The following is an 18,398-nucleotide window of genomic DNA, read 5'->3' on the forward strand; positions in this document are numbered from 1 at the left end:
GAGGGCGGGAGAACGGGACGGGGCACAGACGGCGGTCAGCCATCCTTGGCGGCCGTCAACTCCTCGATGTGGGCGGCGAGATCACGCAGCCTCGGGTGGGCGTACACCGCCTTCACAGGAAGCGCGACGGCGAGTTCGGCACGTACGCGGGACACCAGCTTGATGGCGAGCAGCGAGTGGCCGCCCAGCTTGAAGAAGTTGTCGTCCGGGCCGATCGACGCGGCGCCCAGCACCTGCGCCCACACCCGGCCGATCAGTTCCTCCGCCCGCCCGTTCAGCCCGGCGCCCCGCTCCGGCGCCTCGACCGGCGAGGCCGCCTCGATCCGGGCCGGCAGCGCGGACCGGTCCAGCTTGCCGCTGGGTGTCGTCGCGAACCGGTCGACCGCGACGAACGCGGACGGCGTCATGTACGTGGGCAGCGCCCCCGCCACGGCGCTGCGCAGCGCGCTGGCGTCCCCGCCCCGGTGGTAGGCGATCAGGCACGGTGTGCCCCCGGCGTCCTCGCCCAGGACCACCGCCGCCTCCGTGGCGCCCGCCCGGCTCAGCGTCGCCTCGATCTCCTGCACCTCGATGCGGTGGCCGCGCAGCTTCACCTGCCCGTCGAGCCGCCCGAGGTGCACGAGGCGCCCGTCCGGCAGCAGCCGGCAGCGGTCCCCGGTGCGGTACATGCGGCTCCCCGGCGCGCCGAACGGGTCGGCGACGAAACGCTGGGCGGTCAGGTGGGGGCTGCGCCGGTAGCCGCGCGCGATCCGGGGCCCGGCGAGATACAGTTCCCCGGCCTCACCCGGCCCGACCGGCACCATGCGGGCGTCGAGCAGCCGCATCCGCAGCCCGGGGAGCACGGCACCGATGTGCGGCTCGCCCGGCTCCTCGATCCAGCCGGCCGTCGCGTCGACCGTGCACTCGGTAGGCCCGTACACGTTCACCGCGCGCAGCACACCCGCCCGGTGGGCGTCGGCCAGGCGGTCCCACAGCGCCGGGCCGATCGCCTCGCCGCCGACGAGCAGCGTCAGCGGGCGCGGGCCGCCGTCCGGGGTGAGCAGGTCCAGGAGCGGTTCGGCGTGCGACGGGGTGATGTCCAGGTCGGTGAGCCCCTGCGCGTCGATGAAGGCGGCCAGCATGGCCGGGTCGCGCCGGGTCTCCTCGTCCATCATCACCAGCGTGTCCCCGCGCGACAGCCGCACCCACTGCTGCACCGACGCGTCGAACGACGGCGACGCGTTCCATCCGACCCGCCGCCCCTCACCGCGCGCCGCACCCTCGTCCTCCAGCTCCCGCAGCAGCAGCGAGGCCGCACCGCGCGCGATCTCCACACCCTTGGGCCGGCCCGTGGAGCCGGAGGTGTAGATGACGTACGCGAGTGCGTCCGGCCCCACCGGCACCGGCGCGAACGCCCCGCCGGGGAGCGCGGTCAGCTCGCCGACCGTGACGGCCCGGTGGCCGGGAAGCGCCGGACCGGTGCCGTCGGTGACCACCAGGTCGGCGCCGGAGTCCTCGAGGAGCAGCCGCCGCCGCTCCTCGGGGAGCGCCGGGTCCACGGGCAGGTAGGCGGCGCCCGCCGTGAGGGTGCCGACGATCGCGGTGACCAGGTCGGCCCCGCGCGGCAGGCAGAGCGCCACGACGCTCTCCGGACCGGCGCCCAGCCGGGCGATCCCGGCCGCGAACGACGCTGCGTGCTGCCGGAACTGAGCAAACGTCAGCTCTTGGTCGCCGGCGACCACGGCGGTGCGGTCGCCGGGCACGGCCGCGAGCCGGGCCATCAGGTCGGCGGCGCCGGTCCCGGCGGCCGTGAACGTCTCGCAGGGGCGGCAGCCGGCCGGGTGGGCGGTCGCGCGCTCGGGGAGTACGGCGGTCATGGCGGGGCTCACTTTCCGTACAGGGTGGTGGAGGGGGCGGAGGCGGGCGAGCAGTCGGACAGCGGCACCGGCTCGCCCATCGCGACGAGGATCTTCCGCTCGCCGGTGAACGCCTCGCGGCCGTGCGCGCAGAGGATGTTGTCCACGAGCATCACGTCACCGTTCTGCCAGCTCTCCCGTACGGTGACCGCCTGGTACGCGTCGTTGATCGCGTCCACCTCCGCGTCGGTGAGGGCGGTGCCGTCCCCGAGGAAGGTGTTGAACGGCAGCCCCTCCGCGCCGAACGTCTCGACCAGCACGTCACGGACGTCCTCGTCCAGGCTGCGGGCGTTCCAGAACGCGAAGTGGTTGAACCAGACCTTCTCGCCGGTCACCGGGTGCGTGATGATCGCCGAACGCCGCTGCCGCGTCCGCAGGGTGTCCTCGTCCAGCCAGTCGTAGCCGATGGCGTGCGCGTCGCAGTACTCCTCGGCACCGGCCGGGTCCTCCGAGGAGAACGCCTTGCGCCACGGCATGCCCGCCAGGTCCGAGTAGTTGCGTACGAGGAGCCAGCCGGCCTCCGCGAACCGCGCGGTCAGCTCCGGCGGCAGCTTCGCGAGCGCCGCCCGCATGTCGCCGACCGTCGTCGCGCCGCCGGTCTCGGGCGCGGTGACGCAGCCGAAGAGCAGCACACCGGGGAAGTCCAGCGTGTAGCTGTTCTCGTTGTGCAGCCGGATCGGCTGGACGGCCGGCAGGTCCGTGGACGAGAACACGCCCTCACCGAAGTCGGTGCGCGGGGTGGCCTTCTCCTTGTAGCCGGCCCGCTCCGCGATCAGCGCGTCACGTGCCTCGGCGAACGTCGCCGCGTCCCGCACCGGCAGTCCGCGCAGCATGACCGCGCCGGAGCGGTGCAACTCGGCCTGGATCGCATGCCGCTGGGCGTTCAGCCACGCGGTGGCCTCCGCCATGGTGCCGAACTCCGGCGTGTGGACGATCACCGGCTTGCCCGGCTCGCGAACGGGGGCGATACCGGTGGCGGCGGCAGGCGGCTGGGCGAGAGCGGTCACGATGGGTTCCTCTTTCTCGGCTTGGTTCGAACGAAGTGGGTGGGGTTACGCGGACGCGGCGGCGGAGTCGCGCAGGGCGTCGAGGACCGGGTTCAGACGGGCGAAGAAGCCCGCCAGGTCCTGCTGGAAGTAGAAGTGGTCACCGGGCAGCACCTGCGGCTCGACCTCGTGCCCGGTCACCAGCGACCAGCCCGCCAGCATCTCCGCCGGGACGATCGGGTCGGCGTCCCCGCCGAACACCGCCACGGGGCAGTCCAGTTGGGCGTTCGGGGCGGTGCACCGGTAGGCATCGTCGATCGCGAAGTCGGCGCGGATGGACGGCAGGACGATCTCGCGCAGCTCGGGGTCGTCGAGGATGCCGTCGTCGGTGCCGCCGCGCTCCTTGATGGCCGCGACCAGCTGGTCGTCGTCCAGCAGTTCCGGATGCACGGGGCACTGGTTCGGCAGCACCGGCGCCCGGCACGCGGAGGCGATCAGCAGGCGCGGAGTGCGGCCGGCGGCCCGCAGGGCGCGTACCACCTCGAAGGCCACCAGCGACCCCATGCTGTGCCCCAGCACCACCAGCTCACCGGTGTCGGCGGGCAGCGAGTCCACCACGGGCTGCGCCAGGTCGTCCACGGACAGCGGCAGGTCCTCGCAGTAGCGGGCGCCGCGGCCCGGGTACTGGCCGATCAGCAGCCGCACATCGGCCGGCAGGTGCTCGCGCCAGCCGCCGTAGGCGTGGGCGTTGCCCCCGGCGTGCGGCAGCACCAGCAGCGAGAGGCGGTGCGGGCCGTCACCGGGAAGGTCCCAGACGACGTCTTCGGGGGCGGGGGACACGGAGGTCATGAGCTGATCCGTTCTGTCTCGGTACGACGGCGGAGGGTGGGCCGGGCCTTCTTGGCGGCCGGCGCGGACTTCAGCGCGGTGATGTGCTCGGCGAGTCGGGCCGGTGTCGGGTGCTCGAAGACGTCGCGGACGGTGAGCCGGACGTCCAGGGAGACCGCGATGTGGTTGGTGAGGCGGGCGCCCAGGAGGGAGTGGCCGCCGTGGTGGAAGAAGTCGTCATCGATGGTCAGTGCTTCCTCGGCCCCCAGCGTGCGGGCGAAGAGGCCGGTGAGGGTCTCTTCCAGCGGGTTGCGCGGGGCGCGGCCCTGCGAGGCGACGGCGGCCGGTTGGGGCAGGGCGCGTCGGTCGATCTTGCCGTTGGGGGTGAGGGGGAGCCGGTCCAGGACGGTGAGGTAGGCGGGGACCATGTGCTCGGGGAGCCGGTCGGTGAGGTGTCGGCGGATGTCTTCCGTGGCGGTCTCGGTGTCGGTGACCACGTAGGCGGCGAGTTGGTCGCGGTGGGTGGTGACGGTGGCCTGGGTCAGGTGGGGGTGGGTGAGGAGCGCGGCCTCGATCTCACCGGGTTCGATGCGGAAGCCTCGGATCTTCACCTGGTTGTCGGCGCGGCCCTGGTAGTGCAGGTGGCCTTCGTGGTCGAAGTGGGCGAGGTCTCCGGTGCGGTAGAGGCGGGTGCCGGGTTCGCCGTAGGGGTTGGGGATGAAGGTGGTGGCGGTGAGGTCGGGGCGGTTGAGGTAGCCGTGGGCGAGGCCGTGGCCGGTGAGGTGGAGGTGGCCGGTGACGCCGGGTGGGACGGGTTGGAGGGTGGTGTCGAGGATGTAGGCGGCCTTGTTGGTGAGGGGTGAGCCGATCGGGATGGTGGGGTGGGGTTCGGTGGTGGGTGTGATGGTGTGGGTGGTGGTGAAGCCCATGGACTCGGCGGGGCCGTATCCGTTGACGACGGTGGTGTGGGGCGAGAGCTGTTGGAGTTTGTGGACGTGGGCGGGGGAGGCTGCCTCGCCGCCGGTGTAGGCGATGGTGACGGTGGTGAATGCCTCGGGGTGTTCGTCGGTGAGGTAGTTGAAGAGGCTTGCGGAGAGTTGGAGCATCGTGACGCCGTGTTTGTGGGACAGCTCGGCGATCAGAGCGGGTTCCGGCTTTTGGCCGGGCTGGAGGATGGTGGTGCCGCCGTGGAGGAGTGCGCCCCAGAATTCGAGGCTGAAGGCGTCCCAGGAGACGGGTGAGCACTGGAGGAACACCTCGTCCGGGCCGAAGTTGCCGTATGTCTGCGCGGTGACCGTGGAGACGAGGTTGCGGTGCGAGGACAGGATGCCCTTGGGCCGTCCGGTGGAGCCGGAGGTGAACATCACGCAGGCCACGTCCTGGCCCTGGATCGGCAGGCCGAGGTTGCCGGTGTCGTGGTGGGTCAGGTCGTCCGGGTTTTCGGTGCAGGTGGTCCAGGTTCCGGGGAGGCGGTCGGTGAGTGCGGTGTGGGTGACGAGGTGGCTGATGGCGGCCTCGGTCGCGGCGGACCGCAGGCGCTCGTCAGGGAAGTCCGGGTCGAGCAGCACGTGCCCGGCGCCGGTCTTCAGTACGGCGATGAGCGCGGCGGCGAAGGTGGCGTTGCGTTCCAGGAGGATGCCGGCAAGGTCGCCCCGGCCGAGGCCGCGTGCGCGCAGGTGGTGGGCCCAGCGGTTGGCGGTGGCGTTGAGCTCCGCGTACGTGAAGCTGTTCTCGCCGTCGATGAGCGCGACGGCCTCCGGGGTTCGGGCGGCCTGGTCCTCGAACCGCGCGACCAGCGAAGTCTCGGCGATGTCGGCGGTGGTCCCCGCCCAGGGCCCGAGGATCAGCCCCCGTTCGGCGGCCGACACCACGTCCAGCTCACCGACGCGCAGCTCGGGATCGGCCAGTGCCTGGCGCAGCACCTCGCCGAGCACCCTCACCATGCGCTCGACGGTGGACCGGTCGAACAGGTCCTCCGCGTAGATCACCGTGCCCCGCAGCCCCCGGCTGTCGTCCGTTCGGAGCAGGAACTCCACGTCGAACTTGGCCGCGCCGCTCGTGACATCCGGCATCGCGGTGACCGTCGCGTCCCCGAGCCGCAGCTCCGGAACGCCTCCGGATTCCAGCGTGAGGCAGATTTGGAAGAGGGGATGGCGGGCGAGTGTGCGGGTGGGGTTGAGGGTGTCGAGGACGAGGTCGAAGGGTGCGTCCTGGTGGGCGAAGGCGTCGAGGTCGGTGGTGCGGACGCGTTCCAGGAGTTCCCGGAAGGTGGGGTTGCCGTCGGTGTGGGTGCGCAGGACCAGGGTGTTGACGAAGAACCCGACCAGATCGCGCAGGGCCTCGTCGGTGCGTCCTGCGACGGGTGAGCCGATGGCCAGGTCGGTGCCGGCGCCCAGTCGGGTGAGCGCTGCGGCCAGGGCCGCGTGCACCACCATGAAGGGGGTGCAGCCCTCGGCCCGGGCCAGCGCGCCGATGCGCTCGAACAGGTCGTCTCCCAGGGCCACTTCGAACTGACCGCCCCGGTGCGAGGCGCGTGCGGGGCGCGGGCGGTCCAGGTTCAGCGCGTGCTCCTCGGGGAGCCCTTCCAGCGTCTTGTGCCAGAACGCCAACTCCTGGGAGAGCACGCTGTCCGCGTCGTCGACGGCCCCCAGCGCCCGCTGCTGCCAGACCGCGTAGTCCGCGTACCGCACCGGCAACGGTTCCAGGACACTCGCGGTCGCACCCGCGCTCCGCGCCTCGTAGGCCCGGGACAGGTCATCGAACAGCACTCCGGTGGACCGGCCGTCCGTCGCGATGTGGTGGAGCAGGAGGAGGAGCACCGAGGAGTCGTCATCGACCTCGAACAGGGTGGCCCGGACCGGGAGTTCGCTGCGGAGATCGAAGACGTGGCGCGCGGCCCCGGCCATGGCGCGGTCCAGCTCGCCGGAGGTCACCTCGCGGCACTCGAAGGGCACCTGGATCTCCGCGGCCGGCACGACGTGCTGGAGCGGTTCGCCGTCGACCGTCGCGAACACGGTCCGCAGCGGGGTGTGGCGTACGACCACGTCGTGCAGCGCCGCGTCGAGCACCCCGGCGTCCAGCGGGCCGGTCAGCCTTACCGCCATCGGTACGTTGTACGCGGCGCTGCCGCCGTCCAGCTCCGCCATCAGCCACAGGCGGCGCTGGGCGAAGGACACGGGCGCGTCGCCGTCACCGGACCAGGCCCCGGCGGTGAGCGGCGGGAGCGCGGGCCGGCCGTCGAGGGTGGCGATGTGCTGGGCGAGGCGTGCGGGCGTCGGGTGCTGGAACACGTCCCGCATGGTCAGCCGGATGCCCAGCACCTCGGCGAGGTGGTTCGTGAGGCGGGCCGCCAGCAGCGAGTGCCCGCCATGGGCGAAGAAGCTGTCCTCGACACCCACGGGCACCGGTGTGCCCAGAACCTTGCTGAACAGGGCGACCGTGACCTCTTCGAGCTGGCTCCCCGGCGCACGGCCCTGCGAGACGACGGCGGCCGGTTCGGGCAGGGCGCGCCGGTCGATCTTGCCGTTGGGGGTGAGGGGGAGCCGGTCCAGGACGGTGAGGTAGGCGGGGACCATGTGCTCGGGGAGCCGGTCGGTGAGGTGTCGGCGGATGTCTTCCGTGGCGGTCTCGGTGTCGGTGACCACGTAGGCGGCGAGTTGGTCGCGGTGGGTGGTGACGGTGGCCTGGGTCAGGTGGGGGTGGGTGAGGAGCGCGGCCTCGATCTCACCGGGTTCGATGCGGAAGCCGCGCACCTTGACCTGGCTGTCCGCCCGGCCTTCGTAGTGCAGGTGGCCTTCGCGGTCGAACCGGGCGAGGTCTCCGGTGCGGTAGAGCCGGGTGCCGGGCTCGCCGTAGGGGTTGGGGATGAAGGTGGTGGCGGTGAGGTCGGGGCGGTTGAGGTAGCCGTGGGCGAGGCCGTGTCCGGTGAGGTAGAGGTGGCCGGTGACACCGGGCGGGACGGGTCGGAGGGTGGCGTCGAGGACGTAGGCGGCCTTGTTGGTCAGAGGCGCGCCGATCGGGATGGTGGGGTGGGGCGCGTCGGCGCGGGCGATGGTGTGGGTGGTGGTGAACCCCATGGACTCGGCGGGGCCGTATCCGTTGACGACAGTGGTGTGGGGCGAGAGCTGTTGGAGTTTGTGGACGTGGGCAGGGGAGGCTGCCTCGCCGCCGGTGTAGGCGACGGTGACCGATGCGAACGCTTCGGGGTGTTCGTCGGTGAGGTAGTTGAAGAGGCTGGCGGAGAGTTGGAGCATCGTGACGCCGTGGCGGTGCGACAGCTCGGCGATGAGGGCGGGTTCGGGCTTCTGGCCGGGCTGGAGGACGGTGGTGCCGCCGTGGAGGAGTGCGCCCCAGAATTCGAGGCTGAAGGCGTCCCAGGAGACCGGCGAGCACTGAAGGAACACCTCGTCCGGGCCGAAGTTGCCGTACGTCTGCGCGGTGACCGTGGAGACGAGGTTGCGGTGCGAGGACAGGATGCCCTTGGGTCGCCCGGTGGACCCCGACGTGAACATCAGGCACGCAACGTCGTTCCCCGTGACCGTCACACCCAGGTTGTCCGCCGCCGCATCCGCCGGCACCCCGCCGGAGCACGAGACCACACCCCAGGGGCCGGTCACGCGCTGCCCGAGGACGTCGTCAGTGACGAGCAGGACGATGCCCGCATCCTGCCCGGCCGAGCGAAGGCGCTCGTCCGGGAAATCGGGGTCGAGCAGGGTGTAACCGGCGCCGGTCTTGAGTACGGCGATGAGGGCGGCAGCGAAGGTGGCGTTGCGTTCCAGGAGGATGCCGGCGAGGTCGCCCCGGCCGAGGCCGCGTTCGCGCAGGTGGTGGGCCCAGCGGTTGGCGGTGGCGTTGAGCTCCGCGTACGTGAAGCTGCGCTCACCGTCGATGAGCGCGACGGCCTCCGGGGTTCGGGCGGCCTGGTCCTCGAAGCGCGCGACCAGCGAAGTCTCGGCGATGTCGGCGGTGGTCCCCGCCCAGGGCCCGAGGATCAGCCCCCGCTCGGCGGCCGACAGCACCTCCACGTCCCCGATGTGTGCTTCTGGGGCGTCCAGGGCCTGGTGCAGCACCCCGCCGAGCACGGTCACCATGCGCTCCACGGTTGCCCGGTCGAACACGTCCTCCGCGAAGACGACGACCCCGTGCAGGCCCCGGCTGTCGTCCGACCGGAGCAGGAACTCCAGGTCGAACTTGGCCGAACCGTTGGTCAGCCCCCGCACCTCGGCCGTCTGGCCGCCCAGTTCCAGCGCCGGAGCCTCCCCGGCCTCCAGAGCGAGGCAGATTTGGAAGAGGGGGTGGCGGGCGAGTGTGCGGGTGGGGTTGAGGGTGTCGAGGACGAGGTCGAAGGGGGCGTCCTGGTGGGCGAAGGCGTCGAGGTCGGTGGTGCGGACGCGTTCCAGGAGTTCCCGGAAGGTGGGGTTGCCGGTCGTGTCGGTGCGCAGGACCAGGGTGTTGACGAAGAACCCGACAAGTTCGCTGAGTGCCTCATCGGTGCGTCCTGCGACGGGTGAGCCGATGGCCAGGTCGGTGCCGGCGCCCAGTCTGGTGAGGGCTGCGGCGAGCGCGGCGTGCACCACCATGAAGGGGGTGCAGCCCTCGGACCGGGCCAGCTCGCCGATGCGCTCGAACAGGTCGTCTCCCAGGGCCACTTCGACCTGGCCGCCCCTGTGCGAGGCCACCGCCGGACGGGGCCGGTCGAGGCTCAGCCCGTGCTCCTCCGGAAGGTCCGCCAAGGCGCCCTTCCAGAAGGCGAGTTCGCGGGAGAGCACGCTGTCCGCGTCTTCGGCCGAGCCCAACACCCGCTGCTGCCAGACCGCGTAGTCCGCGTACTGCACCGGAAGCGGCTCAAGCACGCTCGCGGTCGCACCCGCGCTCCGCGCCTCGTAGGCCCGGGACAGATCATCGAAGAAGACACCGGCCGAGCGGCCGTCCGTCGCGATGTGGTGGAAGAGCAGGAACAGGACGGGGTGCCCGTCTTCGAGGTCGAACAGGGTGGCCCGCAGCGGGTTTCCGGTCCTGAGGTCGAACCGGTGCCGGGTGGCCGCGTCCAGGTCACCGTCCAGCGAGGCCGCCGTCGACGTCCGGCGCTCGATGACGACCCGGGCTCCGGCAGCCGGCTGGACGCGCTGCCGGGGCTCGCCGTCGCCCGTCGTGAACACGGTGCGCAGCGGCGCATGGCGCTCCACGACGTCGTTGAGCGCGGCTTCCAGGGCATCGACGTCCGGGGCGCCTCCCAGGCGTACGGCCATCGGCACGTTGTACGCGGTGCTCCCGCCGTCCAGCTCGGCGAGCAGCCACAGGCGGCGCTGGGCGAACGAGACGGGGCTGCCCGGCCCGTCGCCCGCCTCGCCCGCGACCAGGGGCGGCAGCGCGGGCCGCCCCTTCAGCGAGGCGATGTACTGCGCGAGGCGCGCGGGCGTGGGGTGCTGGAACACGTCCCGGATGGTCAGCCGTACGCCCAGCACATCGGCCATGTGGTTGGTGAGGCGGGCCGCCAGCAGCGAGTGCCCGCCGTGGGCGAAGAAGCTGTCGTCCACACCCACCGGCTCCGAGGTGCGCAGCACCCGGCTGAAGAGGGCAACTGTCACCTCTTCCAGCTGCGTCTGCGGCACCCGCTCGGTGCTTACCACCGCGACCGGCTCGGGCAGTGCGCGCTTGTCGATCTTCCCGTTCGGCATGAGGGGGAAGCGGTCGAGTGGCGTGAGGTAGGCGGGGACGAGGTGTTCGGGGAGTCGGTCGGCGAGGTGGCGGCGGAGCTCGACGGGGTCGGCGCTGGTGACGACGTAGGCGGAGAGCTGGTCGTGGTGCTTGGTGACGACGGCCTGGGTGACCTGTGCGTGGGTGAGGAGTGCGGCTTCGACCTCGGCGGGTTCGATGCGGAAGCCGCGGATCTTGATCTGGTGGTCGGCGCGGCCTTCGTAGTGGAGGCGTCCGCGGTGGTCGAAGTGGGCGAGGTCGCCGGTGCGGTAGAGCCGGGTCCCGGGCTCGCCGTACGGGTTCGGTACGAAGCTGGTGGCGGTGAGGTCAGGGCGGTTGAGGTAGCCGTGGGCGAGGCCGTCGCCGGATACGTACAGCTCACCGGTGGCGCCGGGTGCGCAGAGCCGGAGCGCGGTGTCGAGCACGTACAGCGGCTTGTTGACCAGCGGGGTGCCGATGGGGATGGCGGTGTGGGGCTCGTCGGCGGGCTCGATGGTGTGGGTGGTGGCGTAGATCATCGCCTCCGCCGGCCCGTACCCGTTGAGCACCTTGATGCCCGGCCTGGCGCTGTGCAGCTTGTGTACGTGGACGGGCGAGGCGGCTTCCCCGACGGTGTAGGCCGTGGTCACCGAGTCGAACGTCTCGGGGTGTTCGTCGGTGAGGTAGTTGAAGAGGCTGGCCGACAGCAGCAGCGTCGTGACGCGGTGCTTGGGGACCAACTCCGCAATGAGCGCCGGTTCCGGCTTCTGCCCCGGCTGGAGGACGACGCGTGCGCCGTGGAGGAGCGGGCCCCAGAATTCGAGGCTGAAGGCGTCCCAGGAGATGGGCGAGGACTGGAGGTACACCTCGTCCGGGCCCGTCGGCAGGTAGGTCTGCCCGACCAGGGTCGATACGAGGTTGCGGTGCGAGGAGACGATGCCCTTGGGCCGTCCGGTGGAGCCGGAGGTGAACATCACGCAGGCCACGTCCTGGCCCTGGATCGGCAGACCGAGGTTGCCGGTGTCGTGGTGGGTCAGGTCGTCCGGGTTTTCGGTGCAGGTGGTCCAGGTTCCGGGGAGGCGGTCGGTGAGTGCGGTGTGGGTGACGAGGTGGCTGATGGCGGCTTCGGTCGCGGCGGACCGCAGGCGCTCGTCGGGGAAGTCGGGGTCGAGCAGTACGTGTCCGGCGCCGGTCTTGAGTACGGCGATGAGGGCGGTGGCGAAGGTGGCGTTGCGTTCGAGGAGGACGCCCGCCAGGTCACCCCGTCCGAGGCCGCGTCCGCGCAGCTCGCGCGCCCAGCGGTTGGCGGTGGCGTTGAGCTCCGCGTACGTATAGCTGCGGTCACCGTCGATCAGCGCGACCGCATCCGGGACCCGCGCCACCTGCTCCTCGAAGCGCTGCACAAGTGACACATCGTCCCGAGCGGCCACCTCCCCGGCCCACTCCCCGAGCAGCACCGCTCGCTCACCGGCCGACAGCACATCGACGTCACCGATGCGTGCCTCCGGGTCGGCCAGCGCCTGGCGCAGCACCTCGCTGAGCACCCTCACCATGCGCTCGACGGTGGACCGGTCGAACAGGTCCTCCGCGAAGACGACCATGCCGCGCAGGCCCTCGCCGTCGTCCGTGCGGAGCAGGAACTCCAGGTCGAACTTGGCCGCGCCGTTGGCGAACGTCTGCACGGCTTGCGGTCGCACCCCGGGCAGAGCCAGCACCGGTGTGCCGGTCTCCAGCGTGAGGCAGATTTGGAAGAGGGGGTGGCGGGCGAGTGTGCGGGTGGGGTTGAGGGTGTCGAGGACGAGGTCGAAGGGTGCGTCCTGGTGGGCGAAGGCGTCGAGGTCGGTGGTGCGGACGCGTTCCAGGAGTTCCCGGAAGGTGGGGTTGCCGTCGGTGTGGGTGCGCAGGACCAGGGTGTTGACGAAGAACCCGACCAGATCGCGCAGCGCCTCATCGGTGCGCCCGGCCACGGGTGTGCCGATGGCCAGGTCGGTGCCGGCGCCGAGGCGGGTGAGCGCTGCGGCCAGGGCCGCGTGCACCACCATGAAGGGGGTGCACCCCTCGGCGCGAGCCAGCTCGCCCACGCGGGCGAACAGGTCGTCACCGAGGTCGACGGGCACCTCACCGCCCCGGTGCGAGGCGCGCGCTGGCCGCGGCCGGTCCAGATGGAGACCGTGCTCCTCCGGAAGGTCCGCCAAGGCGCCCTTCCAGAAAGCGAGTTCGCGGGAGAGCACGCTGTCCGCGTCTTCGGCCGAGCCCAACACCCGCTGCTGCCATACCGCGTAGTCCGCGTACTGCACCGCCAGCAGCTCAAGCACCCGCCCCTCGACCCCGGCCATCCGTGCCTCGTACGCACGGGCCAGGTCGGTCACGTACACCTCGCCCGACTGGCCGTCCGTGGCGATGTGGTGCAGCACGAAGACCAGGTGGTGCGTGGTGTCGTCCAGCCGGAACAGCGTTACGGCGAGCGGAAGTTCACTGCGGAGGTCGAAGACATGGCGACCCGTCTCGGCCACCGCGTGGTCCAGCTCCCCGGCGGTCACCTCGCGGCGCTCCATGCGCACCCGCGCCCCGGTGGCCGGGAGGATGCGCTGGCGCGGTTCGCCGTCCACCGTTTCGTACAGGGTGCGCAGGGGCGCGTGGCGCTCGATGACGTCGTTGAGCGCGGCTTCCAGGGCGTCGGCGTCCAGGGTGCCGTCCAGGCGTACGGCCATCGGCACGTTGTACGCGGTGCTCCCGCCGTCCAGGTCCGCCAGCAGCCACAACCGGCGCTGGGCGAACGACATGGGGGCCAGTCCCTCGCCCGGACCCTCACCGGCGGACGGAGGAGGCAGCGCCGGAATGCCCTTCGCCGCACCGACCTTCTCCGCGAGCCCCGCCACGGTCGGGTTCTCGAACACGTCCCGGATCGTCAGCCGGACACCGAGAGCCTGCGCGATCCGGTTGGTGAGGCGGGCCGCGAGGATCGAGTGGCCGCCGTGGTGGAAGAAGTCGTCATCGATCGTCAGCGTGCCCGGCACGTCGAGCGTGCTGGTGAAGAGGCCGGTCAGGGCCTCTTCCAGCAGGGTGCGCGGGGTACGACCGCCCGACGACACCGCGACCGGTTCGGGCAGTGCGCGCTTGTCGATCTTCCCGTTCGGCATGAGGGGGAAGCGGTCGAGCGGGGTGAGGTAGGCGGGGACGAGGTGTTCGGGGAGTCGGTCGGCGAGGTGGCGGCGGAGCTCCGCCGGGTCAGCGCTCGTCACGACGTGGGCCGAGAGCTGGTCGTGGTGCTTGGTGACGACGGCCTGGGTGACCTGTGTGTGGGTGAGGAGTGCGGCTTCGACCTCGGCGGGTTCGATGCGGAAGCCGCGGATCTTGATCTGGTGGTCGGCGCGGCCTTCGTAGTGGAGGCGTCCGCGGTGGTCGAAGTGGGCGAGGTCTCCGGTGCGGTAGAGCCGGGTGCCGGGCTCGCCGTACGGGTTCGGTACGAAGCTGGTGGCGGTGAGGTCGGGGCGGTTCAGATAGCCGTGGGCGAGGCCGTCGCCGGACACGTACAGCTCACCGGTGGCGCCCGGCGGGCACAGCCGCAGTGACGTATCGAGGACGTAGAGCGGCTTGTTGACCAGCGGCGTGCCGATGGGGATCACGGTGTGTGGGGCGTCGCCGGGCTCGATGACGTGCGTGGTGGCGTAGATCATCGCCTCCGCCGGGCCGTACCCGTTGAGCACCTTGATGCCGGGCCGGAGGGTCTGAAGCTTGTGCACGTGTACCGGGGACGCCGCCTCACCCACCGTGTATGCGGTGGTGACCGAGTCGAAGGTCTCGAGGTGTTCGTCGGTGAGGTAGTTGAAGAGGCTGGCCGACAGCAGCAGCGTCGTGACGCGGTGCTTGGGGGCCAACTCCGCAATGAGCGAGGGCTCCGGCTTCTGCCCCGGCTGGAGGACGACGCGTGCGCCGTGGAGGAGCGGGCCCCAGAATTCGAGGCTGAAGGCGTCCCAGGAGATGGGCGAGGACTGGAGGTAGACCTCGTCCGGGCCCGTCGGCAGATAGGTCTGCCCGACCAGGGTCGATACGAGGTTGCGGTGCGAGGAGACGATGCCCTTCGGACGCCCCGTGGAGCCCGACGTAAACATGACGCAGGCGAGGTCATCACCGTGGAGCGGCACACCCAGGTTGCCCGCCTCATGGTGGGCCACATCATCCGGGCCCTCCACACACGTAACCCATGCACCTTCAAGGCGACCCGCCAGCCCCGTACGTGTGACCAGATGGCTGATCGCGGCCTCGTCCGCCGCCGAGCGCAGACGCTCGTCCGGGAAGTCCGGGTCGAGCAGCACATGTCCGGCGCCGGTCTTGAGTACGGCGATGAGCGCGGTGGCGAAGGTGGCGTTGCGTTCGAGGAGGACGCCCGCCAGGTCACCCCGTCCGAGGCCGCGCCCGCGCAGCTCGCGCGCCCAGCGGTTGGCGGTGGCGTTGAGCTCCGCGTACGTATAGCTGCGGTCACCGTCGATCAGCGCGACCGCATCCGGGACCCGCGCCACCTGCTCCTCGAAGCGCTGCACAAGTGACACATCGTCCCGAGCGGCCACCTCCCCGGCCCACTCCCCGAGCAGCACCTCCCGCTCACCCGCGGTCAGCACCTCCAGCTCTGCCGCGCTCCGCTCGGCCGGCTCGACCCTGTCGGGGGACGGCGCGACCGCATGGGTGAAGAAGGCGGCCAGGCGGTCCTGGTGGGCGGCCACGGCGGAAACGTCGACGCCCTCCACCGTTGTATCGAAGTCGATGCGGAAACCGTCCGACGCGCCCAGGTCGTACACGGTGACGTTGAGGTCCTCCACCGGGCCGCTGGTCACGTTGTGGTTCACCGTGGTGCTTCCGCAGACCGTCAGGTCCGCGTTGAAGGCCATGATGTTGAGCACCGGTCCGGTCAGCCTGCGACCGCCGGTGAGCGTCCCCGCGTCCCGGCGCATGTCCTCGAACCGCGTCAACTGGTGGCGCAGACCGTGCTTGACCTCGGCGGCCACCGCACGTACCAGGGTCCGCAGGGACTCGTCCGCGCCCACACGGAGCCGCAGGGGCACGATGTTCGACGTCATGCCCGGCGTGCTGCGGGCCGTCTTCGTGGCTCGGCCCGCCACCGGCAGGGCGACCATCAGCTCGTCCAGGCCCGTGACACGGTGCAGGTAGACCGTGAACAGCGCGACCACGAACACCGGCCAGGAGACCCGCTCGGCGCGCGCCATGGCACGCAGCCGGTCGGCCTCCGCTGCCGGGATGAGGACGGTGCGCCGGGCGAAGGGCAGCAGAGCTCGGGCGGGGGCGGCCCGTCCGACGCCCCTTACCAGGCTGGGGAACGTCTCCGGAGCGCCCGCCAAGTGCTGCCGCCAGGCAGCCCGTTCGACCGTGGCCTGCTCGGAGGCTCGGTAAGCGGAGTCCTCGGCGTACAGCTCGGCGAGCCCACCGAAGGGGGAGCCACCCCACGGCTCCCCGGCGACCGCCCGTTCGTACAACTCGACGAGCCGTTGCAGCAGCATGCCCATGCCCGCGCCGTCGACGACCAAGTGATGGAAGGCGTAGAAGTAGAAGTACCGGTCGTCGGCCAGCTTGATCAGCATGCAGCGGACCGGGCATTCGCCGGTCAGATCGAAGGACGCCCCGACCGCCGCGTCCACCAGCCCCCAGGCCGCGCCCTCCGGGTCCGCCGCACCGCTCACATCGGTGTAGGGGAGCGTGCGCTCTCCCGCATCGGTGTCGATCAGCTGCCACACCTGCTCGCCGTCGTCCTCGAAGCAGCGGGTGCGCATGACGTCCGCCTCCTCCACGAGGCGGCGCCAGGCGGCACCCATCAGCACCGGGTCGACCGGGCCCAGGACGTCCCGGCACTCCGCGACGTTGTACTTCAGGCGGGTGGGGTCCAGGGTGTGCGCCGTCCAGATATCGCGCTGGGCCTCCGAGAGCGGCAGCCGGAAGACGGCCGGAGCGGGTGCGACGGTGGCGTCGGACGGCATGAGGTCTCCTGTGAGTCGCGGCGGGAGGGGGCGGGGCGAGTGCCATACAACCGCCGGGGCCGGGCGCCGAGAGGCAGTTGTTCCGGCGGTAGGGCCAGCAGTTCGGCGGTGCGGCGGCAGTCGAACGGCAGGCGCGGCGCGCCCCGTCCGCCGCCGCACCGGAGCCGTCACACCCCGGCCGTCGCCCTCGCCGCCGCCCGCACCACGCACAGCACGCGGAACGCCGAGCGCCCGCCGTCCGCGCTGGTCCGGATCACGCCGCCGACCAGCAGTTCGCGGATCAGCCGGCCGCACTCCGGCAGCGGGCGGCCGATGAGCCGCACGACGTCCTGGAGAAGGAACTCCCCGTCGCCCACCTCGCCCAGGTCGCCGATCAGGGCCCGGTAGGGGGCGGGCAGCGCGGCGAGCGTGCGGCTCACCCGGACCTGGAGGCGGGAGCCGTCCGGGCCGTCGGCCAGGTGGTCGAGGAGCGGGGCCGGGTCGGAGTCCACGATGTTCCGCAGGGTCGACAGGTCGCACACGGTGAGCCAGGAAGCGGCGGCACCGAGCGCCGCCGGGTGGCCGTCGAGGCGGTGGCAGATCCAGGCCACATCCGCGAGTGCCTGCTCATCGGGCACGATGTCGGGCCGGACTCGGCGGAGCTGGCTGAGGAAGAACCGTACGGCGGGCGCGTCCGGATGCCCGGCGGCCGGGTCCGGCGCCTCCAAAGGTGAGAGCAGAAAGAGGCGTTCACCGGGCACGTTCCAGGGCCGCTCACCGGTGATCAGCAACCGCAGGCCCGGGAACGTACGCAGGAGCCGGCTCAGGCGGCCGAAGTCCAGGGCGGCGGTGTCGGCACCGTCGAGGACGAGCACGGCCGCACCGCGTACGGAGGAACCGCCGTCGTCGAGGGTGGTCAGCGCGTCCGCCAGCGCGGGGAGCACCTCCTCGGACGCGCCGCTGCGCAGGAACCGGGCGCACTGCTCGGCGAGTTGGGGCATCGGGTCGTCGTCGGGGCGCAGGCAGTCGGCGGTGGCGCCGTCACCGTAGTGCCAGAGCACCGGCAGCCCGGCGTCGTGCAGACGGGCGGCCACCTCCAGGGCGAGCCGGGTCTTGCCCACGCCGCTCAACCCGACGAGGGTCACCAGCCGTTCGGTGCCGGACCCCAGCTCCTCCACCAGGACACCGGTCTCCGCGTCCCGGCCGACCAGCGGGTACAGCGGCACGGGCGGTGCGGCGCGCTCCATGGACAGCCGCCGGACGTCACCGTCCGCCCGGGCCCCGCTGCGGGCCGCCGCCTCCAGCGCGGCTCGGGCCCGGGGGCCGAGCCTGAGCGCGTCGGCGATGAGCCGCACCGTATCCGTCCTGGGCCGCTGGGCCTTCCCCTTCTCCAGGTCCCGGATGGCCCGGACGCTGATGGTGGACAGATCCGCCAGCTCCCGCTGGGTCAGGCCGATACGGAGCCGGTGGCCGCGTATCAGGGAACCGAGCGGGGCGGTGGTGGCCGGGATGTCCTGCGGGGGGTGGCTGAGCGTCATGGAAAGGACTCCTGCTCGTCGGGGGATGGGCGCCCCGGAAGCGGCTGCGGGCCGGGGTGCCGGAGGGACGGCTGTCGTGCCTTGCTGCTGCCGGAATCCTCCGCGCGCGCCCTATCCGGGAGGCATCGCGAGACCAACGCCGCCACCGGCCCGGCCGGCCCTTCGGGATAGGCGGCAGTAGCCCCCGCCCGGTCCGGCGATAGGGGCCCAGTGCCGTGATAGCGGGGGGATAGGGGCGGGGGCGGTGCCGTGAATCCGCCCGTTCCTAACTTGGTGTCCAGAAGGAAACGGAACACCGACGAAGGGACAGTCCGATGAACCGCAACACCACCGCCCGCAACGCCCTCCGCGCCGCCTTCGCCACCGTCGCGGTCGTGATCGTCACCGGCATCGGCGTCCAGGTGGGCTGGGCCGACGACACGTCAGGCACCGGCAGCCAGCCGACCACCAGCAGCACCCCCACCCCGGGCGCCACCGGCTCCACCGACAACAACCCCTGGGACTGACCCC

Annotated in this window: 6 protein-coding genes; 1 reads left to right on the forward strand and 5 read right to left on the reverse strand. The window is 71.8% G+C overall.

Features of this window, described 5'->3' with window-relative positions:
- Positions 1–35: 35 nt before the first annotated feature.
- From ACZ6C6_RS33080 to ACZ6C6_RS33100, 5 genes are all read right to left on the reverse strand, one after another.
- Entirely contained in the window at positions 36–1,856 is a 1,821-nt protein-coding gene (locus ACZ6C6_RS33080) for a non-ribosomal peptide synthetase (protein WP_469208274.1), read from the reverse strand.
- A gap of 8 nt (positions 1,857–1,864) precedes the next feature.
- Positions 1,865–2,902: a TauD/TfdA family dioxygenase gene (locus tag ACZ6C6_RS33085; protein ID WP_469208276.1), complete on the reverse strand. Its 1,038-nt coding sequence runs from the start codon at positions 2,900–2,902 to the stop codon at positions 1,865–1,867.
- A gap of 45 nt (positions 2,903–2,947) precedes the next feature.
- Positions 2,948–3,730, reverse strand: a complete 783-nt coding sequence (locus ACZ6C6_RS33090) for a thioesterase II family protein (protein WP_330314387.1) — start codon at positions 3,728–3,730, stop codon at positions 2,948–2,950.
- The gene (locus tag ACZ6C6_RS33095) at positions 3,727–16,371 is read right to left on the reverse strand and encodes a non-ribosomal peptide synthetase (RefSeq protein WP_469208279.1); all 12,645 of its coding nucleotides are present in this window, start codon (positions 16,369–16,371) and stop codon (positions 3,727–3,729) included. Before ACZ6C6_RS33095 ends, ACZ6C6_RS33090 begins: the two co-directional genes overlap by 4 nt.
- A 167-nt stretch (positions 16,372–16,538) precedes the next feature.
- Complete coding sequence (locus ACZ6C6_RS33100; protein WP_469208280.1) at positions 16,539–17,888, reverse strand: helix-turn-helix domain-containing protein; 1,350 nt, start codon at positions 17,886–17,888, stop codon at positions 16,539–16,541.
- A gap of 314 nt (positions 17,889–18,202) precedes the next feature.
- Between ACZ6C6_RS33100 and ACZ6C6_RS33105 the strand changes: the two genes are divergently transcribed.
- Positions 18,203–18,394, forward strand: coding sequence for a hypothetical protein (locus ACZ6C6_RS33105; RefSeq protein WP_469208282.1), 192 nt, complete (start codon positions 18,203–18,205; stop codon positions 18,392–18,394).
- The last annotated feature ends 4 nt before the right edge of the window (positions 18,395–18,398 follow it).

Source organism: Streptomyces sp. NPDC041814 (assembly GCF_055590565.1).